The organism is Streptomyces sp. NPDC002144 (genome assembly GCF_053593695.1).
The window spans coordinates 43270-66522 of record NZ_JBSFDB010000001.1 but is presented as its reverse complement, the minus strand read 5'-3'; the positions used below and the strand labels follow the sequence as shown (position 1 = coordinate 66522).

General features: G+C 72.2%; 15 protein-coding genes and 1 other RNA gene. 7 read left to right on the top strand and 9 right to left on the bottom strand.

What is annotated here, in order from left to right:
- The first annotated feature begins 52 nt into the window (after nt 1–52).
- The gene (locus ACWCQ1_RS00245) at nt 53–2962 is read left to right on the top strand and encodes a glycoside hydrolase family 3 C-terminal domain-containing protein (RefSeq protein WP_451025489.1); all 2910 of its coding nucleotides are present in this window, start codon (nt 53–55) and stop codon (nt 2960–2962) included.
- Between the two features lie 55 nt (nt 2963–3017).
- Here ACWCQ1_RS00245 and ssrA read toward each other — a convergent pair.
- From ssrA to ftsE, 5 genes are all read right to left on the bottom strand, one after another.
- Nucleotides 3018–3412: a transfer-messenger RNA gene (ssrA, locus tag ACWCQ1_RS00240) on the bottom strand.
- A 103-nt stretch (nt 3413–3515) separates the two neighbouring features.
- A complete protein-coding gene (smpB, locus tag ACWCQ1_RS00235; protein WP_207929891.1) occupies nt 3516–4061 on the bottom strand; it encodes an SsrA-binding protein SmpB in 546 nt (181 codons plus the stop codon).
- Between the two features lie 105 nt (nt 4062–4166).
- A complete protein-coding gene (locus ACWCQ1_RS00230) occupies nt 4167–5354 on the bottom strand; it encodes a S41 family peptidase (protein ID WP_133046266.1) in 1188 nt (395 codons plus the stop codon).
- 68 nt (nt 5355–5422) lie between these two features.
- Entirely contained in the window at nt 5423–6340 is a 918-nt protein-coding gene (ftsX, locus tag ACWCQ1_RS00225; protein WP_133046265.1) for a permease-like cell division protein FtsX, read from the bottom strand.
- 36 nt (nt 6341–6376) lie between these two features.
- Nucleotides 6377–7066 carry a cell division ATP-binding protein FtsE gene (gene ftsE / locus ACWCQ1_RS00220; RefSeq protein WP_133046264.1) on the bottom strand — a complete coding sequence of 230 codons (690 nt, stop codon included), beginning with the start codon at nt 7064–7066 and terminating at the stop codon, nt 6377–6379.
- Nucleotides 7067–7299: 233 nt separating this feature from the next.
- Here ftsE and ACWCQ1_RS00215 point away from each other — a divergent pair, with 233 nt between their 5' ends.
- A complete protein-coding gene (locus tag ACWCQ1_RS00215; RefSeq protein WP_133046263.1) occupies nt 7300–7491 on the top strand; it encodes a hypothetical protein in 192 nt (63 codons plus the stop codon).
- A 96-nt stretch (nt 7492–7587) separates the two neighbouring features.
- Here the strand turns inward: ACWCQ1_RS00215 and ACWCQ1_RS00210 are convergent, their stop codons facing one another.
- The 4 genes from ACWCQ1_RS00210 to ACWCQ1_RS00195 all read right to left on the bottom strand — a co-directional run bounded on the left by ACWCQ1_RS00210 (nt 7588) and on the right by ACWCQ1_RS00195 (nt 12705).
- On the bottom strand, nt 7588–8199 hold the full coding sequence (locus ACWCQ1_RS00210; RefSeq protein ID WP_133046262.1) for a hypothetical protein: 612 nt from the start codon (nt 8197–8199) through the stop codon (nt 7588–7590).
- A gap of 291 nt (nt 8200–8490) precedes the next feature.
- The gene (gene prfB / locus ACWCQ1_RS00205; protein WP_133046261.1) at nt 8491–9597 is read right to left on the bottom strand and encodes a peptide chain release factor 2; all 1107 of its coding nucleotides are present in this window, start codon (nt 9595–9597) and stop codon (nt 8491–8493) included.
- A 76-nt stretch (nt 9598–9673) separates the two neighbouring features.
- Nucleotides 9674–10909, bottom strand: a complete 1236-nt coding sequence (locus tag ACWCQ1_RS00200; RefSeq protein WP_133046260.1) for a serine/threonine-protein kinase — start codon at nt 10907–10909, stop codon at nt 9674–9676.
- Between the two features lie 119 nt (nt 10910–11028).
- On the bottom strand, nt 11029–12705 hold the full coding sequence (locus ACWCQ1_RS00195; protein WP_451025488.1) for a serine/threonine-protein kinase: 1677 nt from the start codon (nt 12703–12705) through the stop codon (nt 11029–11031).
- A gap of 431 nt (nt 12706–13136) precedes the next feature.
- On the opposite strand from ACWCQ1_RS00195, the gene ACWCQ1_RS00190 reads away from it, so the two are divergent.
- The 5 genes from ACWCQ1_RS00190 to ACWCQ1_RS00170 all read left to right on the top strand — a co-directional run bounded on the left by ACWCQ1_RS00190 (nt 13137) and on the right by ACWCQ1_RS00170 (nt 23214).
- The gene (locus ACWCQ1_RS00190) at nt 13137–17093 is read left to right on the top strand and encodes an FHA domain-containing protein (RefSeq protein WP_451025669.1); all 3957 of its coding nucleotides are present in this window, start codon (nt 13137–13139) and stop codon (nt 17091–17093) included.
- A 174-nt stretch (nt 17094–17267) separates the two neighbouring features.
- A complete protein-coding gene (locus tag ACWCQ1_RS00185; protein WP_133046258.1) occupies nt 17268–18650 on the top strand; it encodes an ABC transporter substrate-binding protein in 1383 nt (460 codons plus the stop codon).
- 10 nt (nt 18651–18660) lie between these two features.
- Complete coding sequence (locus ACWCQ1_RS00180; protein WP_451025487.1) at nt 18661–20013, top strand: carbohydrate ABC transporter permease; 1353 nt, start codon at nt 18661–18663, stop codon at nt 20011–20013.
- Nucleotides 20010–20891 carry a carbohydrate ABC transporter permease gene (locus tag ACWCQ1_RS00175; protein WP_133046257.1) on the top strand — a complete coding sequence of 294 codons (882 nt, stop codon included), beginning with the start codon at nt 20010–20012 and terminating at the stop codon, nt 20889–20891. Before ACWCQ1_RS00180 ends, ACWCQ1_RS00175 begins: the two co-directional genes overlap by 4 nt.
- Nucleotides 20892–21024: 133 nt before the next feature.
- A complete protein-coding gene (locus ACWCQ1_RS00170) occupies nt 21025–23214 on the top strand; it encodes a bifunctional glycosyltransferase/CDP-glycerol:glycerophosphate glycerophosphotransferase (RefSeq protein WP_451025486.1) in 2190 nt (729 codons plus the stop codon).
- Nucleotides 23215–23253: the final 39 nt, after the last annotated feature.

The following is a 23253-nucleotide window of genomic DNA, read 5'->3' as shown; positions in this document are numbered from 1 at the left end:
TCCCGGTCCGGTCAACGCCCTTGTGCAGGGCCCTACTCGAAGGAGCCGTGACATGAAAGGCAAGAGAAGCAGACCCAGAACGACCGTCCTGGTCGCCCTCGCCCTCGTCGCGGGCCTGGGCGCCACCGTCCCCGCCCACGCCGACGACACCGCCTACCCCTTCCGCGATCCGGACCTCCCGGTCTCGAAGCGCGTCGACGACCTGCTCTCCCGCCTCACCCTGGACGAGAAGATCTCCCTCCTCCACCAGTACGAGCCGGCCATCCCCCGCCTCGGCATCCAGTCCTTCCGCACCGGCACCGAGGCCCTGCACGGGGTGGCCTGGCTCGGCAAGGCGACCGTGTTCCCGCAGGCGGTCGGGCTGGCGTCGACCTGGGACCCGGCCCTGATCCGGCAGGTCGGCTCGGCGGTCGGCGACGAGGCACGCGGCTTCCAGCAGACCCGCCCGGCCGGCTGGGGGCTGAACCTCTGGGCGCCCGTGGTCAACCTGCTGCGCGACCCGCGCTGGGGCCGCAACGAGGAGGGCTACTCCGAGGACCCGTACCTGACCGGGTCGATCTCGACGGCGTACGGCACTGGCCTGACCGGCGGCGATCCGGACCACCTCAAGACGGCCCCGACGATCAAGCACTTCCTCGCCAACAACAACGAGGTCCACCGCGACACCACCTCCTCCGAGCTGCGCCCGCGCGTGCTGAAGGAGTACGACGAGCAGGCGTTCGAACCGGCGATCGCGGCGGACGCGGCGACGGGCGTGATGTCCTCGTACAACCTCGTCAACGGCCGCCCGAACACGGTGAGTCCCGCCCTCGACGACACCGTCCGCACCTGGACCTCGCAGCGGCTGCTGAACGTGACCGACGCCTACGCACCCGGCAACCTGGTCGGCAGCCAGCGGTACTACGGCACCCAGGCCGAGGCCGACGCGGCCGCGCTGAAGGCGGGCATCGACAGCTTCACCGACAACGACACCGACTCCGGCCCGACGACGAGCGCGGTCAAGTCGGCGCTGTCGTCCGGCCTGTTGAAGGAGTCGGACGTCGACAAGGCGGCCGGTGACGTGCTGAGCGTCCGGGTGCGGCTCGGCGAGTTCGACCCGGGCGGCGGCCGGTACGGCTCCATCGACGCGTCCGTCATCGACAGCCCGGCCCATCGCGCGCTGGCCCGCACGGCGGCGACCGAGGCGGCGGTGCTGCTGAAGAACCAGAAGGGCGCACTGCCGCTCAGCAGGTCCGCGAAGGACGTGGCCGTGGTCGGCCCGCTCGCCGACACCCTCTACACCGACTGGTACTCGGGCACGCTCCCCTACGCCGTCACCCCGGAGGACGGCATCGCGGCCAAGCTCGGCACGTCCGTCGCGAGCAGCGAGGGCGTGGACCGGATCGCGCTGAAGGACACGGCGACCGGGAAGTACGTGACCGCGGGCACGGGGGAGGCGGGCGCGGCCCTGAAGGAGACGGACGCGTCCGGCGCGACCTCCCAGTTCGACGTCTTCGACTGGGGCTCGGGGATCGTGACCCTGCGTTCGGCCGCCAACGGCAGGTACGTCGGCTACAACTGGTCGTCCTTCGTCAACGACCAGACCCAGCCAGGCGGCTGGTTCGTGCAACAGCAGTTCAAGCTGGAGCCGCAGGGCGACGGCACATATCTCCTGCGCTACGCCGGCTACGAGACCCAGGAGTCCTGGTGGACCAACCCGGTCTACCTCGGCCCGACGGGCACGGACGGCACGCTGGGCCTGGTGGCGAAGGACCAGGCCGCCCACTACTCCAAGGACGTCGTCCGCAGCGGCGTGGACGAGGCCGTCGCCGCCGTGAAGGGCAGGGACACTGCGGTGGTCGTGGTCGGCTCCGACCCGTCGATCAACGGCCGCGAGGCCCACGACCGCACCGACATGGGCCTGGCGCCCACGCAGGAAGCCCTGGTCAAGGCGGTGCACCGGGCCAACCCGCACACGGTCGTGATCGTCGAGAACAGCTACCCGACCACCCTCGGCAGCCTCCAGAAGGAGGTCCCCGCGCTTCTGTGGACCACCCACGCGGGCCAGGAGACGGGCAACGCGCTGGCCGACCTCCTCTACGGCGACGCGAACCCGTCGGGCCGTCTGACCCAGACCTGGTACCGGTCCGAGTCCGACCTCCCCTCCCTCCTCGACTACGACATCATCAAGTCCGACCGCACCTACCAGTACTTCAGGGGCAGCCCCCTCTACCCCTTCGGCTACGGCCTGTCGTACACCCGCTTCCGCTACGGCGCTCTGCAGCGCGTGGACGGCGGCTACCAGGTGGCGATCACCAACACGGGCAGCCGGACGGGCACGGAGACCGCCCAGCTGTACGTCCACCAGCGAGTCTCCCGCGACAAGCAGCCGCTGAAGCAGCTCAGGGCCTTCGCGCGGGTCACGCTGAAACCGGGCGAGACACGGACGGTGAAGCTGACGGTGGCGCCGTCGGACCTCGCGCACTGGGACGTCACCCGCTCCAAGTGGGTGGTGGAGAACGGCACTTACGACGTCCTGGTCGGCTCCTCGTCCTCCGACGTCCGCGCCCGCGCGTCCTGGGCGGTGCACGGCGAGACCATCCCGCCCCGCGACCTGTCCCGCACCACCCGCGCCGAGAACTTCGACGACTACGCGGGGATCTCGCTCGTCGACGAGTCCAAGGCGAGCGGTACGGCGGTGGCGGCCGCCTCCGACGGCGCGTGGCTGAAGTTCGCGGACACGCGACCGGGCAGGGGCGCGGGCGAGTTCACCGCCCGCGTCGCCGGTTCCGCCGGGACGGTCGAGGTCCGGCTCGGGTCCCCCACCGGCCGCCTCGCCGGCGCCGCCCGCTTCGCGGGCACGTCCTCGCCGTACGACTACACGACGGTGACGGCTGGGCTGTCGGCGGCGGCGAAAAGCCGCACGGACGTGTACCTGGTGCTCTCGAAGGGCGTACGGCTGTCGACCTTCGACCTGCGCTGACGCATGACGAAGGCCCCGGCGCTGTGAAGCGCCGGGGCCTTCGTCCACATGGGACAAGTGGAGATGGCGGGAATCGAACCCGCGTCCAACGGTGCGGAATCAGGGCTTCTCCGTGTGCAGTTCGCTGTGATTTTCTCGGCCCCGGCGATCACGCGAACAAGTCGCCGACGGGCCCAGTCACTGTTTGATTTCCCTCTTCACCCCGTGACCGGGATCAAGGTTTAGTCCCCTAGCTGATGCCAGGATCCGGGTCGGGAACACCCCCGGGCTGACACTCCCATCAAGGAGCTATTCGATCACTACCTGATCAGGCAGCGAGAGCGAAGAGCTCGGGAGAATCGCTCTTGGAATTGGCGATTATTTGTTTCGGCCTGTGGTTTACGAGATCATGGCCGCTTCCTCGACACGCTTCCCCTGCTTCGACAGCCGCTGTCGAAACCGATCATCCCCATGTGTTGTTTTCAATGCTCACACCGGGTTCATCCGGTGTTGGTGCCATCGTACGTGACCAACGCGGCCCGATGCCACCGTATTCCCGCCGGGGCGGGCGGGGTCAGGCGCCCCGCTGCCTGCGCTTGGCCGCCGCGATCGCGCGGTCCGACTCCCGGCGGTCCTGCTGCTCGCGCAGGGTCTGGCGCTTGTCGTACTCCTTCTTGCCTCGCGCGAGCGCGATCTCGGCCTTCGCCCGGCCGTCCTTGAAGTACAGGGCGAGGGGCACGATCGTGTGACCCGTCTCGTCCGCCTTGACCGCCAGCTTGTCGATCTCCTCGCGGTGCAGCAGCAGCTTGCGCTTGCGGCGCGCGGAGTGGTTGGTCCAGGTGCCCTGGGCGTACTCGGGGATGTGGGCGTTGTGCAGCCACGCCTCGCCCCCGTCGACCTGGACGAAGCCGTCCACCAGCGAGGCGCGGCCCTGGCGCAGCGACTTGACCTCGGTGCCGGTCAGGACGAGCCCGGCCTCGTAGGTGTCGATGATCGCGTAGTCGTGCCGGGCCTTCTTGTTCTGCGCGACGATCTTGCGCTTGCCGCCCTTCTCGCCGTCCTTGGCCTTGGCGGCCGCCCCACCGCCCTGCTTGGGCTGGGACTCCTTGGGTACGTACATTCCCTTGCTCATAGTGCCGTCCATTTTCGCACTACGCGGGGGTGGGAGGGCCAGTCCTTATCCGGAGGCCGTCACGAGCCCCCGCCGGGTCCCGGGCCGGTGCCCTCAGTCGTCGCCCAGTCCGCTCAGCACCGTCTCGGCCCGCTGGACGGCGGTGGGGCCGTCCGCCTGGTCGACCTCGAGGTCCGGGGTGATGCCCCGGCCGTCGACACTGCGGCCGGAGGGGGTGCGGTAGTGCCCGACGGTCAGTTCGGCGACGGACCCGCCGGGCAGCCGGCTCGGCATCTGGACCGAGCCCTTGCCGAAGGTGCGCGAGCCGACGACAACCGCGCGCCCGCGGTCCTGCAGGGCTCCCGTGAGCATCTCGGCCGCGCTCATCGTGCCGCCGTCGACGAGCGCGACCAGGGGTCTGGTGGTGTCGCCGCCGGGATCGGCGTGCAGGGCCTGCTGCTCGCCGTCGACGTCGTAGGTGGCGACGAGCCCGCCGTCGAGGAAGGCGGAGGCGGTGGTGACGGCCTCGGTGACCAGACCGCCGGAGTTGCCCCGCAGGTCCAGGATGACGCCGGCACCGGCCGGGGCCCGGCGGACCGCGCCGCGGACGTCCTCGCCGACGCCCTTGGTGAACGCGGAGATCCTGATGACGGTGATCCCGCCGGCGAGTTCTCGAACGGTGACCGAGTCCGTGGACAGCCGGGCCCGGCGCAGGGTCTCGGTCCACGCGTGCGTGCCGCGCTGCAGACCAAGCCGCACCTGGGTGCCGGCCGCCGCGTCCGTGGCGTCGCCGCGCAGCATCGAGACGACCTCCGTCACCGGCTGCCCGGCGACCTGCCGTCCGTCGACGCTGCGCAGCCGGTCGCCGCCGCGGATACCGGCGGCCGCCGCGGGCGACCCGGGGGCCACCTTGGTCACCTCGATCCGGCCGTCCCGCTCCCGCCGGGCCCACAGGCCGACGCCGGTGTACTGGCCGTCGAGGGCCTCCTCGAACTCCTCGTACTCGCCCTGGGAGTAGACGGCGCCCCAGCGGTCCCCGCTGCGGCTGACGGCCCGCTCGGCGGCCTCCATGGGGGACTTGCCGTCCGCGAGTGCCTCCTGCGCGGCCTTGGCCACGTCCTCGTGGCGGCCGGCGGCCAGAGCCGTGCGGGCCGCGTCGGACGCCGACTTGCGGTCGGCCCGGTCGAGTTCGGGGAACGAGCCGGTTGCCGCTCCGGCCACCAGCACGCTCGCGAAGACCAATGTCAGGGCGGCCCCGCGGCGGATGCGGCGGGGCTGGCAGAACAGGTCACGGCCTGACATGCCGGTGAGTCTAGGACAACGCAAGAGGGCCGCAGGGACTGTTGCCCGTACGGCCCTCTTGGCATGTGTCACACCTTCAGGTACTTGCGCAGCGCGAAGAACGCGGCCAGCGCGGGCATCAGCAGGCTCGTGGCGAGGATGAGCGGCAGCTTGGTCAGGACGGCGTCCCAGCCGATGAAGTTGATCAGGTTCAGCTTGTGGGACAGGTCCAGGCCGTGGTCGATGATGAAGTACCGGGCGATCACCAGGAACCCGCAGGCGACCGTCCCGCCGATCAGCCCGGCGACCGCGGCCTCCGCGATGAACGGCGCCTGGATGTAGAACCCGGAGGCGCCGACCAGCCGCATGATGCCGGTCTCACGCCGGCGGCTGAACGCCGAGACGCGCACGGTGTTGACGATCAGCATCAGCGCGACCACCAGCATCAGCGCCATCACCGCCCGCGCGGCCCAGTTCATGCCGTTGAGCAGCCCGAAGAGGTTGTCCAGGATGCCCTTTTGGTCCTGCACCGACTGCACCCCGTCACGCCCGTTGAAGGCGGAGGCGATGACCTGGTACTTCTGCGGGTCCTTCAGCTTGATGCGGTACGACTCCTGCATCTGGTCCGGCGTGAGCGAGCTGGCCAGCGGGGAGTCGCCGAACTGCTGCTTGTAGTGCTTGTACGCCTCGTCCTGGGACTCGTAGGTGACCTTCTGGACGACGTCCATCTTCTGCAGGTCGGCGAGGATCGACTTCTTCTGGTCGTCCGTGACCGCGCCCTTGGCGCAGTTGGGGTCGGACTCGGCGTCGCTCTTGTTGCAGAGGAAGATCGAGACGTTGACCTTGTCGTACCAGTAGCCCTTCATCGTGGTGACCTGGTCGCTCATCAGGAGCGACCCGCCGAACAGGGCGAGCGACAGGGCGACGGAGACGATGACGGCGAACGTCATCGTCAGGTTGCGGCGGAGACCCACACCGATCTCCGACAGTACGAACTGGGCGCGCATGGCGTCTTCTTCGGGCCTTTCCGGGGACGGTCGCGGTCAGTGCTGGTAGCCGTAGACGCCGCGTGCCTGGTCGCGGACGAGGCGGCCCTTCTCCAGCTCGATGACGCGCTTGCGCATCTGGTCCACGATGTTCTGGTCGTGCGTGGCCATCACGACGGTCGTACCGGTCCGGTTGATCCGGTCCAGCAGTTTCATGATGCCGACGGAGGTCTGCGGGTCGAGGTTGCCGGTGGGCTCGTCCGCGATGAGCAGCTTGGGGCGGTTGACGAAGGCGCGCGCGATGGCCACGCGCTGCTGCTCACCACCGGAGAGCTCGCCGGGCATCCGCTCCTCCTTGCCGCCGAGCCCGACGAGGTCGAGCACCTGGGGCACAGACTTGCGGATCTCGCCCTTCGACTTTCCGATGACCTCCTGCGCGAAGGCGACGTTCTCCGCCACCGTCTTGTTCGGCAGGAGCCGGAAGTCCTGGAACACCGTCCCCAGCTGGCGGCGCATCTGCGGCACCTTCCAGTTGGAGAGGCGCGCGAGGTCCTTGCCCAGGACGTGCACCTGACCGTGGCTGCACCGCTCCTCGCGGAGGATCAGCCGCAGGAAGGTGGACTTTCCGGAGCCGGAGGACCCCACGAGGAACACGAACTCGCCCTTCTCCACTTCCAGGGACACATCCCTGAGTGCGGGGCGGGTCTGCTTGGGGTAGACCTTGGAGACGTTGTCGAATCGGATCACGGATGCACCACGGGTAGCCGGGGGTAGATGAGCGTGACCATACGCGACCCGGACGGGCGATCGCAGGCACAGGACGGGTTACGCCGGGCTTGTGCGCTTTGTGCCGGCCCCGGTCTGCCCCTCGGGGCGACCCCCGCGCACCGGTCGGGTGAACCTGGCACAGTAGAGAAGGGAACGTTCCGGGACCGACGGACGTTCTCCTCATGGAACCGTTGGGCTAGGAGGGCGAGCGCATGACGTACGACCGGCTGGTGTGCGCGAACTGCGCGGCGCCCGTGAGCGAGGGCCGGTGCCCCGTGTGCCGCGCGAACCGCGAGCGGCTGCAGCAGGAGAACTTCTTGGCGGGGCTGAACCCCGTGGCGCTCATCGCGCTGATCGCGGCGCTGATCGCCGCCGTGGCGCTGCTGGCGCACCAGACCGCCTAGAGCGGTCCCCGAGACCGAGCAGGGCCCGGAGCGTGAGTGACGCTCCGGGCCCTTCGTCGTACACCGCGCACACGGTCCGTGCGCGTACGGCTACCGTCAGGCAGCCGCTCCGCCGCGACCGCCCATCAGACGGGGCAGCACCCGGAAGCCGATGCCGCCGGCGATCATCGTGGCCGCGCCGACCACCAGGAACGCGGTCTGGCCGGCACCGGTCTCGGCGAGCTGCGCGCCCTGCGCCGAGGTGTTGGACGAGGTGGCCGAACCGGTGTCGGTGAGGGCGGAGGAGCCCTCCTCCTGGGCGGAGGTGCCGGAGCCGCCGTCGGGGTCGGTGTTGCTGTTGCCGCCGCCGTTGCTGCCGGTGCCGCCGCCGTGGGTGGGCGTGGAGGTCACGGGGTCGCTGGGGTCCGTCGGGTCACCGGTGGGCTCGGCCGGGTCGGACGGGGGCTCGGAGGTCGGCGGGGCCGGCGGCGTGCTGACCGGGTCCGTCGGCAGCTCGGTCGGCGGAGTGGTGGTCGGCGGCTCGGAGGTCGGCGGGGCCGGCGGGTCGTCGTCCGTGCCGGTGTTGACGTTCACGGCGACACCGCTGCCGTCCACGCTCGCGGTGAGGTCGAGCGCGGAAGCGGCACCCGCGGCGGTCAGCGACGCTCCGGCCGCGATCACGACACCGGCGGCTATCCGCGCGGCGCGGATCCGCGTCTTCTTGGTCATAAGGTTGCTACCCCCAGTAGCTCATCGTCGTCGAGGCGGCGCTCGGGGGCCGTGATCAACGGGGGTGGCAGGCTTGCGCGTTCCCCCGGTTCACATGCGCCCCAGAGATACGCATGCCACGCTTCACCCTTCCCACTTTTCACAGCAACGTCAAGGCCGTTGCGCGCGCAATGTCCAGTTGCACGTCTTTTACTGGGGGTTGGAACCTGTGAGTGTGATGTAAAACCCAGACAAACGACAACTGCCGCCCGGTGGACGGCAGTTGTCGTATCGACAAAGCGACGGGGGGAGTTACTTCTCCTGCTGCTTGCGCCAGCGAATTCCGGCCTCGAGGAACCCGTCGATCTCGCCGTTGAAAACGGCCTCCGGGTTGCCGACCTCGTACTCCGTGCGCAGGTCCTTGACCATCTGGTACGGGTGCAGCACGTAGGACCGCATCTGGTTGCCCCAGGAGTTGCCGCCGTCGCCCTTGAGGGCGTCCATCTTGGCCTGCTCCTCCTGCCGGCGCCGCTCCAGCAGCTTGGCCTGCAGGACGTTCATCGCGGTGGCCTTGTTCTGGATCTGCGACCGCTCGTTCTGGCAGGAGACGACGATGCCGGTGGGCAGGTGGGTGATGCGGACGGCGGAGTCGGTGGTGTTGACGCCCTGGCCGCCGGGGCCGGAGGAGCGGTACACGTCGATGCGCAGCTCGCTCTCGTCGATCTCGACGTGGTCGGACTGCTCGACGACCGGAAGGACCTCGACGCCCGCGAAGGAGGTCTGGCGGCGCCCCTGGTTGTCGAAGGGCGAGATACGCACCAGCCGGTGCGTGCCCTGCTCGACGGAGAGGGTCCCGTAGGCGTAGGGCGCGTGCACGGCGAGGGTGGTCGACTTGATGCCGGCCTCCTCCGCGTACGAGGTCTCGATGAGCTCGGTCTTGTAGCCCTTCTGCTCCGCCCAGCGCAGGTACATCCGCTGCAGCTTCTCGGCGAAGTCGGCGGCGTCGACGCCGCCCGCCTCGGCGCGGATGTTGACCAGCGCCTCACGGGAGTCGTACTCGCCGCTGAGGAGCGTGCGGACCTCCATCTCGTCCAGCGCCTTCTTGACGGCGACGAGCTCGGACTCGGCCTCGGCGCGGGTGTCCGGGTCGTCCTCCTCCTCGGCCATCTCGAACAGCACGGCGAGATCGTCGATCCGGCCGCGCAGCGCGTCCGCCTTCCTGACCTCGGCCTGGAGGTGGGACAGCTTGCTGGTGATCTTCTGCGCCTCGTCCGGGTTGTCCCACAGGGACGGCGCGGCCGCCTGCTCCTCGAGCACGGCGATGTCTGCCCTCAGCTTGTCGAGGTCCAGAACGGCCTCGATCGACTCCATGGTCGAGGAGAGGGACTTGAGCTCTTCGGATACATCGACGACTGCCACGCCTCCAGCCTAACGGCTGTGGCAACCGACGTTCGCCGTGCCGAGGGCCCGAGCGATGACCTGCGCTTACGCGGGCTCAGGGCGAGGCGGGCGCCGAATGCCTCGTGTCCTGCGGTGACGCCCCCGCGTCGTCCCCCGACGTGGCCAGCCAGGTCCCGACCCCGGCCGCGGCAGCCAGCACCACCGCCGCCGCTCCCAGCACCAGCCGCCGACGCCGTGTCACGGCCCGGTGCCGCGCCGACCCGGGCCGCGGCGCCCCCGCCGCCCGCGGCACCCGCGCGGTGCCCCGCGCACCGCCCGCCAGCTCGTCCGGCCCCGGCACCCGCATCGACGTGTGGGTGTCCCGGTTGGAGTCCGCCGGCTTCGCGCCCGGCACCAGCGGCACCGCGCCCCGCCGCCGCACCGGCTCCCCCGCCGGCACGGTCTGCGCCTCCTCGGCCTCCTCCGCCGGCTCCACGTCCGGCTCGTCCACGTCCAGCGGCGGCATCCCCGCGACCAGGGGCAGCAGCTCCCGCAGCCGCACGCCCAGCTCGGAGGCGCGCAGCCGGGAGGCGGGGGCCTTGGCCAGGCACTGGACGAGGAGCTGCCACAGCTCGTCGGGGATACCGGGCAGCGGCGCCACCGTCTCCGTCACATGCCGCCGGAGCACGGCTCCCGGATGGCCGCCCCCGAACGGTGTGAAGCCCGCCAGGAGCTCGTACAGCACGGTCGCGAGGGCGTAGATGTCCACCGCGGCGCGCGGCGGGAGCCCCTCCACTATCTCCGGCGCCAGGTAGTCCGGGGTGCCGATGATCTTCGTGGCCCGGGTGCGGCGCGGGGAGTCGATCAGCTTGGCCACGCCGAAGTCCGTCAGCAGCGCGGGGTGCGCGCCGCCCGGGCCGAGCGGGCCCTGCATGTCCAGGAGGATGTTCTCCGGCTTGACGTCCCGGTGCACGACCCCGGCCGCGTGGGCGGCGGCGAGCCCGTCGGCCACGTCCGCGACGATCGCCACCGCCGCCTCCGGCGCGAGCCGCCGGTCGCGGTCGAGGCGGGTGCGCAGGTCGGTGCCGCGCACGAGGTCCATGACCAGCGCCAGGTCGTTGCCGTCGACGACGAGGTCACGGACGGAGACGACGTTCGGATGCTCCAGGCCCAGCAGCGCCGTGCGCTCCTGCACGAAGCGGCCGACGAGTTCCTGGTCGGACGCGAGATCCTCGCGCAGCAGCTTGATGGCGACGGGCCCCTCCGGACCCTCGCCCAGCCACACCGTGCCGGCGCTGCCCCGCCCCAGGATCTGGTTGGCGGTGTACCGGCTGCCGATCTTCCGTCCCAAGACTGCTCCTACTGACGCGTGTTGTCGCCAAAGCTACGCGTCAAAGGGGCCGGCCTTCACCGTGGAGACGGAAATCACCCGCCAGATGTCGACAAATCACCAAGCCAACGGCCGGGCGGTCAGTTGCCGCCGCCACCGCTTCCGGACGAACCGCCCAGATCGCCGATCCAGCCGCTGACGTTGTCGTACCAGTGCTTGAGCTCCGAGAAGTAGCCCCGGCCCGTGCCGATCCAGTCCTGCAGCGGGGTCAGCTCCCAGACCAGCCAGCCCGCGACGAACAGGATGACGACCATGAACAGACAGCCCTTGAGGCAGCCGAGCCCGGGGATCTTCATCCGGTTGGGGCTGGGCTGACGCGGCTGCCGGGGCTCGCGGACCGGCCGCTGCGGCTCGGGCGCGGGCGCGTACCGCTGCGGCTGCTGGTGCTGCGGCGGCGCGTACTGCTGGGGCTGTTGCTGCTGCGGGTAGCCGTACCCCTGCTGCCCGCGCGGGGCGCGCTGCGGCGCGCGCTGCTGCTGGGGGCGCGGCGGCGGCTGCTGCGGGCGGGCGACCTGGCGCTGCGGGCGGCGGCGCAGCGGGTCCTCGTTCGGGTCGAGGTACTGCACCTGCGTCTGCTCGTTGCGGTCGCGGGCGGCGCGCAGCTGGGTCTGCCAGGGGTGCGGCTGCTCGGGCTGCTGTCCCGGCTGCCCCGGGGGCATGGGCGGCATGACGGCGGTTGGGTCCGCGGCCCCGGTGTTCGGGAGTACGGCGGTGGGGTCGGCGGCGCCGACGGGGCCGGGGCGTCCGGTGGTCGGCAGGACGTTGGTCGCGGCGTTCGGGTCGTAGCCGCCCGCGCCGTGCGGCAGGACCTGGGTGGGGTCGGCGGAGCCGGGGACGGCGGCGGGCTGCGGGTCGGGGGCGAGCAGGGCGCCCACGCCCTCGGCGGCGGCGATCTGCGCGGAGTTCGCGTGCACGCCGATGCCCTCGGCGACCACGCGCAGGCCACGGGCGAGGTTCTCGGCGCTGGGCCGGTCGTCCGGGTTCTTGCGCAGGCAGCGCTCGATGACCGTCCACAGCGGGTCCGGGACGGTGGAGGGGCGGCGCGGCTCGGCGCTCAGGTGCTGGTGCAGGACCTCGAGCGCCGACTGGCCGGAGAACGGGGGACGGCCGGTGACCAGCTCGTACAGCAGGATCCCGGCGCCGTAGATGTCGACCGCGGAGGTCTGCGGGCGGCCCTCGGCGGACTCCGGCGCGACGTACGCGGGCGTGCCGACGAACTCGTGGGTGCGGGTCAGGCCCGGGGAGTCGGCCAGGCGGGCGATGCCGAAGTCGGTGAGCATCGGGTGCATCTGGCCGCCGTACTGCGCGAGCAGCACGTTGGCGGGCTTCAGGTCACGGTGGACGACACCGTCGGCGTGGCTGGCGGCGAGCGCGTCGGCGATCTGGGCGGTGAGCAGGGCGGCGCCGACAGGGCTGAGGGGGCCGCTCTCGCGCAGGTAGCGGTGCAGGTCGGGACCGTCGACGAGGTCCATGACGAGGGCCAGCAGATCGCCCTCGACGACCAGGTCGCGCACCCGGACGATGTTGGGGTGGGTCAGCCGCAGCAGGACGGACCGCTCGCGGAGGAACCGCATCACGATGTCCGGGTCGCTCGCCAGCTCCTCCTTGAGGACCTTGATCGCGACCGTCTCGCCGGGCTGGCCGGCCACGGCGGCCTCGGCCCCCGCGGTCTCCCGCTGGCGGGCTCGCCAGACGGTCCCGGTGGCGCCGCGTCCGAGCGGCTCCTCCAGGAGGTACTTGCTGCCTACCGGCCGCACGTCATGCGCTCCCTGTCGCTTGCCTGCTGTTCCGACCCACTGTAGTGCCGCCACGCCGGGCGGCATCCTGTCCGCTTTCCGTGCCTCTTCCGTTGTCTCTTCCGGTGCCACTTACGTACCGGTTCCCGTCCCCGTTCGAAGGAAAGACGCTCGACCCGGTCGGCCGGTTGCCGCGGTCCGGACGTGACCGATCTCAACTGATCACCCGCGCACCACTGGTCAGGCACTTTTGGGGGCAGAGCTGACCAATCAAGATCACTTGGGACCGGGGCATGGGCGTGTTGTCAGTGGCAGGTGCGAGGATGCCTTCCGTACTGGCCGACGTGCTCGTGTGGGGTGGGGCTCGTGTGGGGTGGGGGGCGGGAGCGTCCGACGGATCTCCCCGAGTCCGCGCCCGCGCCGCGCCCGCGCAGAAGGGATCGCTGACGGCGATGCAGATCCGGCTGACCGTCGTGGACCCGCTGGGCCCGCCCGACCGGGCGCGGGGCCGCGCCGCGAGCTGCGACGTGCTGGTCACCGCACCGGCCGGCACCGCCCTGGCGGCGGTCGCCTCCGCGCTGGCCTCGGCGGTCTCCGGGGACGCCGCCGCGGCCGGCTCCGTCGTGCTGTACGCCGACGGGGAGCGGCTCGACGACCGGCGCTGCACGCTGGGCGAGCCCCCGCTCATCGACGGCGCGGTGCTGTCGCTGGGCGCGCCCGCCGAGCCCGAGCCGCACCCCGAGCTGGACGAGGCCCCGACCCAGCTGCACGTGGTCGCGGGCCCGGACGCGGGCGGTGTCCATCTGCTGCACGGCGGCGAGATCCGCATCGGCCGCTCCGCCGACGCCGACGTCCCGCTCGACGACCCGGACGTCTCCCGCGTCCACTGCGCCGTGACGGTGGCCGCCGACGGCCGTGTCTCGGTCGCCGACCTCGGCTCCACCAACGGCACGACCCTGAACGGCGGCCGGGTGAGCACCCGCCCGGTGCGCTTCACCCCGGGCGCGCTGCTGCGGATCGGCGAGTCGGCCCTGCGGCTGGCACCGGCGGGCGGACCGGGGGCCCGGGTGCCCACGACACCGGACGGCGAGGGCTGCGTACGGGTTCCCTCCGGGGGCGCCGCGGACGGCACGGGCCGGGCGGCCGGGGGCGCCGCGGTGGGCTCGGGCGGTGCGGCACCGGGCGGCGGTGCGGGCGGGGCGCCGGCGGTGCCGCACGCACGCGTGGCCGACGGGGCCGGCACGGCCACTCCGTCGCGCGGTGTACGCGCGGGGACCGGTGAGCCCGTCGTGGTGCCGGGCCAGGGCGGGGCACCGCGGATCGAGAAGACGGGCACGGGCGCGGGCGACGGCCACCCGACGGAGTACGGCACAGCGGGGCCGTACGGCACGGGGGACACGCACGCGGGTCGGCTCGGGGCGGTCGAGTCGGACCCCGGTGCCGCCACGCACGGCCCGGCGAGTGACGGCGGACCGTCCGGGACGCGCCCGCGAGGTGGCGCCGACGAGCCGTCGGGCACCGGCACGCGCCCGCCCGAGGACACCGACGCACACTCCCGCGCCGAAGGCGGCTCCTTCCTCGACGGCACCACCCCCGCGACCGCCCGCCGCAAGGGCACTCCCCTGCGGGGCACCGACATTCCGCAGGGTGTGCGCAAGCGCGGGGGGCTGTCGGCGTGGGCCCGGCGGCTGGCCGGCAGCCGTGCGGAGCAGGCGGTGCCCGAGCAGGCGTACGACGAGGACAGCGCGCCCCCCGTCGCCTCCGACGGGCCCGCCCCGGTCGCCGTCGGCCCGCAGGCTCCGGAGACCTGGCCGGACCCGGCGGCCCTGCTGCTGACGGCGCTCGGGCCGGGACCCCGGCTGTGGGAGCGCGGCCCCGCCCACCCCGAGGCGCTCACGGTGCGGCTCGGCACGGCGGACCGGGCCGCGCCCGACGGCTCCGGGCTGCTGCCCGCCGTACCGGTGACGGCTGATCTGCGCGAGGTCGGCGCCCTGGGCCTGGCCGGCCCCCGCAGCCGCCTCTCGGGGCTGGCCCGGGCGGTGGTGGCCCAGCTCGCCGCGCTGCACTCCCCGCAGACCCTGGAGATCGTCCTGATCAGCGCGGACCGCGCGCGGCCCCTGGAGGAGCGCACCGCCGAGTGGTCCTGGCTGGGCTGGCTCCCCCATCTCCGCCCCGGCCACGGCCAGGACTGCCGTCTTCTGCTCGCCTACGACCGCGAACAGGCCACGGCCCGCACCGACGAACTCCTGCGCCGGCTGGAGGACCAGCTCGCGGAGGCGGGCCCGGCCCCGCTGCGTCCGTCCCGGCAGGAACCCGTCCGCCGGCCCTCCTGGGCGCGGACCGACGACGAGGACGGCGACGCCTTCGCCGGGCCGTACACCGTGCTCGTGGTGGACGGCGACCCCGGAGGCGCCACGGTGCGCGAGGCGGTGGCACGGCTCGCGCTGCGGGGCCCCGAGGCCGGCATCCACGTCGTCTGTCTCGCCGAGACGGCACCCGCGTCGCCCGCGTCCCCGGTCACCGACACGTACGAGGCGGCCTGCGCGGTCGCCCCGACGTTCCGTGCGTGCGGAGCGGTGGCCCTGCTCAGCGGCGACGTGGCAACGGCACTGCGGCTGATGCGGGTCGCCAGGAGCGGGGCGGCGACGGGGAGCGGGACGGGCGAAGCGCCCGCGGCCGCGGGAGCACGGACCGGCTCGACGACCTCCGCAGACCGTCTCATCACCGCCGACGCCACCGCCGGCTCGGGCGCAGGGTCCGGCATCTCGGCCGCCGGCTCAGGGGCACGGTCCGGCTCCTCGGCCACCGGCGCGGGTGCCGGGTCCACCAAGTCGGCCATCAGCTCAGGCGCTGCGTCCGCCACCTCGGCCGCCGGCTCACGCACAGAGCCCGCCACCTCGGCCTCCGCCCCGGGCGCAGATTCCGCAGCCCCCGGCCACGGCAGGCGCACCGACACCGCCACCTCAACCCCCGGCCACGACACCGGCACCGGCACCACCGCCTCACCCCACGGCGCAGGCGCGGGTACTGGCACCACCGCGGCCGTCGGGACGGGCAGCCCCCGCACCTCCCCGAGCCCGGCCGCGACACCCCCTCACTCCCCCGAAACGACCCCCGCACCGACCCCCGTCCGCCCCTCCCCCGCCGGCCCCATATCCCCCGGCACCGTCGCCGCCGTCGACGCCGTCTCGCTTGCCTGGGCCGAGCGGTTCGCGCGGGCCCTGGCGCCGCTGCGGCCGGACGGTTCCGGAGTCGAGCGGGACACGCGCGTGTCCGTACCGCTGCCCCAGTCGGCGCGGCTGCTGGACGAGTTGGGGCTGGCGAGGGCCACCCCGGCGTCCCTGATGGCGCGCTGGGCCGACGCGGCGGACGACCCGCACGCGCTCGGCGGACGGGCCTGGGCCGTGCTCGGCGCCGGACCGCGCGGCCCGGTCTCGGTGGACCTCACGGCCGACGGACCGCACCTGCTGATCGAGGGCCCCGCGGCCAGTGGCCGCACCGAGCTGCTGCGGGCCGTCGTCGCGTCGCTGGCCGCCGCCGAACGCCCCGACCGGCTCGGCGTCGTCCTGATCGACGGTCAGTCGGACGGCCTGCGGGTGTGCACCGACCTCCCGCATGTGACGACCCACCTGACCGCCAACGACCCCGTCCGCATGCGGGAGTTCGCCCAGTCGCTGAGCGCGGAGCTGAAGCGCCGGGCGGAGCTGCTCGGCCGTTCCGACTTCGCCGAGTGGCACACGGGCCGCGAGCTGTCGGGCCGCATGGTGGCCCAGCGCGGCACACCGTCCCGCGGCGCGGCGCCCGGCGGCAGCGGCGCGGCCGACCTCGACACCCCGCCCAGCGCGACGATGCGGCTGCGCCCCGGCGCGGCCCGCCGGCAGACGGAGGCCGCGCCCCCGCTGCCCCGTCTCGTCGTGGTCGTGGACGACCTGGACGCCCTGGTCTCCCCCGCCCTCGGCTCCCCGGGCCGCCCCGCCGCGGGCTCGGTGATACGCGCCCTGGAGGCGGTGGCGAGGGAGGGCGAGCGGCTCGGCGTCCATCTGGTCGCCGCGGCCGGGCCCGGCGGCCGTACCGCGGAGTCGGAGCCGGCCCGCCGGGCCACCCTGCGCGTCACCCTCGAAGCCCCGGACTCCGGCCCGGACGATCCCGCCCCCGGGCGCGGCCGGCTGACCTGGTCCGACGGGCGCGCGCTGCCCTTCCAAGGCGGCCGGGTCACGGGCCGCATCCCCCGCACGGCGACCCTGCGCCCCACGGTCGTCCCGCTGGACTGGCCCCGCATGGGCGACCCCCCGACCCGCCGCCCCGTACGGGAACTGGGCAACGGCCCGACGGACCTGGCCCTCCTCGCCAGCGCACTGGAGCGGGCGGCCCGGGAGGTCTCGGCGACGGAGGTCCCCTCACTGCTGTGATCCGTTCGGTCCGTCCGGGGCATGTCCGCGCGCCCGCCTGACGCCTGGTCACGAGGCGGTCACGATCCTCCGGTTGACACAACACGCGGTCTTGCCGCCCTCAACCCCGCGGCGTAGACCGGATCGCACGGGACAGCGCTCGACGTTCGACGACGAACGAAGAACGGGGCAGTGATGCGCAGTACGAGCACCAGGAACCGGAAACGCAGGACCGTCGCGGTCACGGCCGCCCTCCTCGCGGCGGCGCTCTCGCTGGCCGCCTGCGGAGGCAGCGACAACAAGAGCAGCGGCTCGGGCGGTAGTTCGCCGAGCGCGAGCGGCGGTGGCAGCGGCCTGAAACTCCCCAAGCTCAACGGCCAGACGCTGGAGGTCGCCGCCGTCTGGACCGGTGCCGAGCAGGACAACTTCATGAAGGTCATGGACGAGTTCAAGAAGCGCACCGGCGCCAAGATCGACTTCGTGCCGACGGGCAACAACACGTCCACGTTCCTCGGTACGAAGATCCAGGGCGGTCAGCCGCCGGACGTCGCGTTCCTGCCCCAGGTCGGGGTCCTGCACCAGTTCGCGGACAAGGGCTGGCTCAAGCCGCTCGGCGCGGACGCCAAGGCCCAGTTGACGAAGAACTTCTCCAAGGGCTGGGTCGACCTCGGCGCCTGGAAGGGCACCCAGTACGGCGTCTACGCGAAGGCCGCCAACAAGTCGCTGGTCTGGTACAACACCAAGGCCTTCGACGCGGCCGGCGTCAAGGACACCCCGAAGACCTGGAAGGACTTCCTGACCACCGCGCAGACGCTGTCCGACGCCGGCTCCCCGGCGGTCTCCATCGGCGGCGCGGACGGCTGGACGCTCACCGACTGGTTCGAGAACGTCTACCTCTCGCAGGCGGGTCCGGAGAAGTACGACCAGCTGGCCGCCCACAAGATCAAGTGGACGGACCCCTCGGTCAAGGACGCCCTGACCACGCTCGCCCAGCTGTGGGGCAAGAACGACCTGATCGCGGGCGGCACCAAGGGCGCGCTGAACACGGAGTTCCCGAAGTCGGTCACGCAGACCTTCTCCGGCGACACCCCGGCCGCGATGGTCTTCGAGGGCGACTTCGTCGCGGCGAACATCAACGGCGACACCAAGGCGAAGCTGGGCACGGACGCGAAGGTGTTCCCGTTCCCGGCGGTCGGCTCGCGGGCTCCCGTGGTCAGCGGCGGCGACGTGGCGGTGGCGCTGAAGGGCGGTGAGGGCGCGCAGGCCCTGCTGACGTTCCTGGCGTCGACGGACGCGGCGCAGATCTGGGCGGCGCAGGGCGGCATCCTCTCCCCCAACAAGGAGATGGACCTGTCCAGTTACAAGGACGCCATCACCAAGCAGATCGCCCAGCAGTTGCTCGCCGCCGGTGACAGCTTCCGCTTCGACATGTCCGACCAGGCCCCGGCGGCGTTCGGCGGCACGGCCGGCATCGGCGAGTGGAAGGACCTGCAGGACTTCCTGCGCAACCCGAAGGACGTCGCCGGCACCCAGCAGAAGCTGGAGGCCGACGCCGCCAAGGCGTACGGCGCCGGCTGACGGTCGGGCCATGACGTCTGTGGCGAAAGCGACGGGGGGCGCCGGCGCACTGCCGACGCCCGCCGCCCAACCGCGCAAGAGCGTCACGGGGACACGGCTGTGGGTGGCGGTGCTGTTCCTGCTGCCCGCGTTCGTGCTGCTCGGGGCGCTCGTGGTCTACCCCATCGGGTACTCGGTCTGGCGCAGTCTCTACGACGCCGGCGGCTCGGGCTTCGTCGGACTGAAGAACTACGGCGACATCTTCAGCGACAGCCGCACCCTGACCGCCGTACGCAACACGGCGATCTGGGTGGCGGTCGCTCCGGCCGTCGTCACCGCGCTCGGGCTGATCTTCGCGGTGATGACCGAACGGGTGCGCTGGGGAACGGCGTTCAAGCTGATCGTCTTCATGCCGATGGCGATCTCGATGCTCGCGGCCGGGATCATCTTCCGTCTCGTCTACGAGCAGGACCCCAACCTGGGCGCGGCGAACGCGGTCGCGAAGTCGATCCACGACACGTTCGTGTCGTCGTCGGTCTATCCCGACGCCCGGCCGAACGCGACGGCGAGCGATCTGAAGCCGTCCGGCGGCGGCTCGTTCACCTCGACCGGGACGGTGCACGCGGGCACCCCGGTGCTGCTGCCGCTGGTCGGCATCGCGCCCAACCGCCTGCCCGGCAACCCGGAGAACGCCAAGGCGGCGAGCGGCAGCGGGATCACCGGCACCGTCTGGCTGGACTTCAAGCTGGGCGGCGGCGGCACGAAGGGCAAGGTCGACCCGGGCGAGAAGGCGCTGAAGGGCGTCAAGGTGGAGGCCGTGAAGGGCGGCAAGGTGGTCGCCTCCGCCAAGAGCGGCGCGGACGGCACCTTCACCCTGCCGGCGAAGGCCGAGGGGGCCCAGGTGCGGCTGCCCGCCTCGAACTTCTCCGCGCCCTACAGCGGCATCGACTGGCTCGGCCCGACGCTGGTGACGCCGGCGATCATCGGCGCGTACGTGTGGATGTGGGCGGGATTCGCGATGGTGCTGATCGCGGCGGGCCTCGCCGGCGTCGACCGCAACCTGCTGGAGGCGGCCCGGGTCGACGGGGCCAACGAGTGGCAGGTGTTCCGGCGGGTGACGGTGCCGCTGCTCGCGCCGGTCCTGGTCGTCGTCCTCGTCACGCTGATGATCAACGTGATGAAGATCTTCGACCTGGTCTACATCATCGCCCCGCAGCCCAGTCAGGACGACGCCAACGTCCTTGCCCTGCAGTTGTTCCTGTCGTCGTTCGGCGGTGGCGGCAACGAGGGCGTCGGCAGCGCGATCGGCGTCATCCTGCTGCTGCTGGTGCTGCCGGTGATGTGGGTCAACATCCGGCGTCTGCGAAGGGAGAGGCAACGGTGACCGTCCTCGATTCGACCGTGCGCGCCAAGCGCTCCTTCGCCGCGCGGGTGGCGAGCGGCGCCGCGGGCGGCGTGCTGCGGGTCTTTTTGATCGTGGTCGCCGTGTTCTGGCTGGTGCCCACCTTCGGGCTGCTGGTGTCCTCGTTCCGCGACCCGACCGACATCGCCACCTCGGGCTGGTGGAAGGTGTTCACCGCGCCCAGCCAGCTGACCGCCAAGAGCTACCAGTCGCTGCTGGAGAAGGACGCGATCACGCACGCGCTGTTCAACACCGTGTGGATCACCGTCCCGGCGACGCTGCTGGTCGTGCTGCTGGGCGCGATGGCCGGATACGCGTTCGCCTGGATGGACTTCAAGGGCCGCGACTGGTGGTTCCTGGTCGTGGTCGCGCTGCTCGTGGTGCCCGTCCAGGTGGCGCTGATCCCGCTCGCCGACCTCTTCGGCAAGATCGGGATCTTCGGCGACATCATCGGCGTGGTCCTCTTCCACGTCGGCTTCGGACTGCCGTTCGCCATCTTCCTGTTGCGCAACTTCTTCGCGGAGATCCCCCGTGAACTGCTGGAAGCGGCACGGCTGGACGGCGCCGGCGAGACCCGGCTGTTCCTCACCGTCGTCCTGCCGCTGGGCGCCCCGGCGATCGCCTCGCTGGGCATATTCCAGTTCCTGTGGGTGTGGAACGACATGCTGGTCGCGCTGGTGTTCTCCAACTCGGAGTCGCAGCCGCTGACCGTCGCGCTCCAGCAGCAGGTACGGCAGTTCGGCAACAACATCGACGTGCTGGCACCCGGCGCGTTCATCTCGATGGTGATCCCGCTGGTCGTGTTCTTCGCGTTCCAGCGGCAGTTCGTCTCCGGGGTCATGGCGGGCGCCGTCAAGTAGCCCCGAGGCAACCGAAACGGGGGACACCGTTCACCTGGTGTCCCCCGTATGCAGTAGGAAACCGTAACCAAATCACTCCATCGGCCGTTCCCGGGCAAGGTCCTACCGCCCGCTGCGACCCATGGATGTCCCCTTGCCCAGGTTCAGTGTCATCGTCCCCGCGTACAAGGTTCAGGCGTATCTGCACGCATGCCTGGAGTCGGTGCTGTCGCAGTCGTGTGCGGATCTGGAGCTGATCGCCGTCGACGACTGCTCGCCGGACGGATCGGGCGCGATCATCGACGAGTTCGCGGCCCGCGACCCGCGGGTGCGGGCCGTGCACCTGGCGGAGAACCAGGGACTCGGCCGCGCCCGCAACGCCGGCCTCGCGCAGGCCTGCGGCGACTACCTGGTCTTCCTCGACGGAGACGACACCCTCACCCCGCACGCCCTGCGGATGATCGCCGACCGGCTGAAGGAGACGGGCGAGCCGGACGTCCTGGTCTACGACTACGCGCGCATCTTCTGGACCGGCGAGAGCGTCCGCAACCAGGCCGCGGCGCAGCTCACCGAGCAGGGCCCGGCGCCCTTCCGGCTGGCGGACCGCCCCGGCCTGCTGAACCTGCTGATGGTGGCCTGGAACAAGGCGTACCGGCGGGAGTTCGTCGAGCGCGAGGCCCTCGCCTTCCCGCCGGGCTACTACGAGGACACCCCGTGGACGTTCCCGGCCCTGATGGCGGCGGGCTCACTGGCGACCCTGGACCGGGTGTGCGTGCACTACCGCCAGCGCCGGCAGGGCAGCATCCTCGGCACCACGAGCCGCAGCCACTTCGACGTCTTCGAGCAGTACGACCGGGTCTTCGCGTACGTCGACGGCCGCCCCGAACTCGACCGCTGGCGGCCGGTGTTGTTCCGCCGCATGGTCGACCACCTGGCCGTCGTCTTCACCCGCCCGGGCCGGCTGCCCCGCGGGGCCCGCGCCGAGTTCCTGCGCAGGGCCCGCGCCCACTACCGCCGTCACCGCGTCCCCGGCGCCCGTCTCACCCCGCGCCACACCCTGATCCGCTGGGGTCTGCACCGCACGTACCGCGCCCTGCGGGCGGCCTCCGCCCTGCACCGCACCGTGCTCAAGCGCACCACGCGCCTGCTCAGGTCCCTGCGTACGACGGCCCTGCGCGTCCACTACCGCGTCCAGCGCTGTCTGCCGGTGCACGCCGACCGCGCCGTGTTCACCGCGTCCGACGGCCGCGGCGGCACCCCGGGCGCCCTGGAGGAGGCGTTCCGTGCCCTCGTCCCGCACATCCGCACCACCTGGCTCGGCGCCCCGGACAAGGCCGCCCACTGGACGGCCCTGGCCCGCTCCAAGTACCTGGTCGCCGACACCGCCCTCGACCCCCGGCTGGTCAAGCGCCCCGGCCAGATCCTGGTCCGGGCCCACCAGGGCACCCCGCTCGGCCACATGGGCCTCGACCTCCAGGAACGCCCGGCCGCGGCGCGGGACATGGACTTCGGGCGGCTCCTCGACGACGTCGACACCTGGGACCACGTGCTGTCCGCCAACCGCCACTCCACCCTCACCTGGGAACGCGTCTTCCCGGGCGCCTACACCACCCTGGAACTCGGCTCGCCGCGCAACGACGTGTTCCAGAAGGCGACTTCGGCGGACGTGACCCGGCTGCGCGAGTCCCTGGGCATCCCCGCGGACTCGGTGGCGCTGCTGTACGCCCCCGCCCCCCGCGACTACCGCCGCACCCAGCGCTCCCCCCTCGACCTGGACCGCGTCCTGCGCCGCCTGGGCCCCCGCCACGTCGTGCTGGCCCGCACCCCCGGACCCGTCCCGCCGAACGACCGGATCATCGACGTCACCGGCCATCCGAGCGTCGAGTCCCTCTGCCTCGCCTCGGACGCCCTGGTCACCGACTACGCGCCCCTGATGGTCGACTACGCCAACCTCGACCGCCCGATCGTGCTCCACCTCGACGACTGGGAGGCGTACGAGGCGGCCCGCGGCATCTACGTCGACCTGCGCGCCTTCCCGCCGGGCGCGGTCGCCCGCAACGAGGACGAGCTGATCGACATCTTCGTCACCGGCCACTGGCGCGGCTCCCGCTCCGCCCAGCTGCGCTCCGCCTTCCGCGAGCGGTTCTGCCCGTACGACGACGGACGCGCCGCCGAGCGGGTCGTACGCCATGTCGTGCTGGGCGAGCGGGGACTGCCGCCAGTGATCCCCCTCGACCAGCGCCACCCGGTGCCCTCGGCGGCAGCGGGCCCGGCACGCTCCGGCTCCCCGCAGGCCACCGTGCCGCAGCCCGCCGGCTCCCTGACCGTCACCGACAGCCTCTGAACACCGTTCTCGCACCGGGGAGTTCCATGCCCTCCAGCC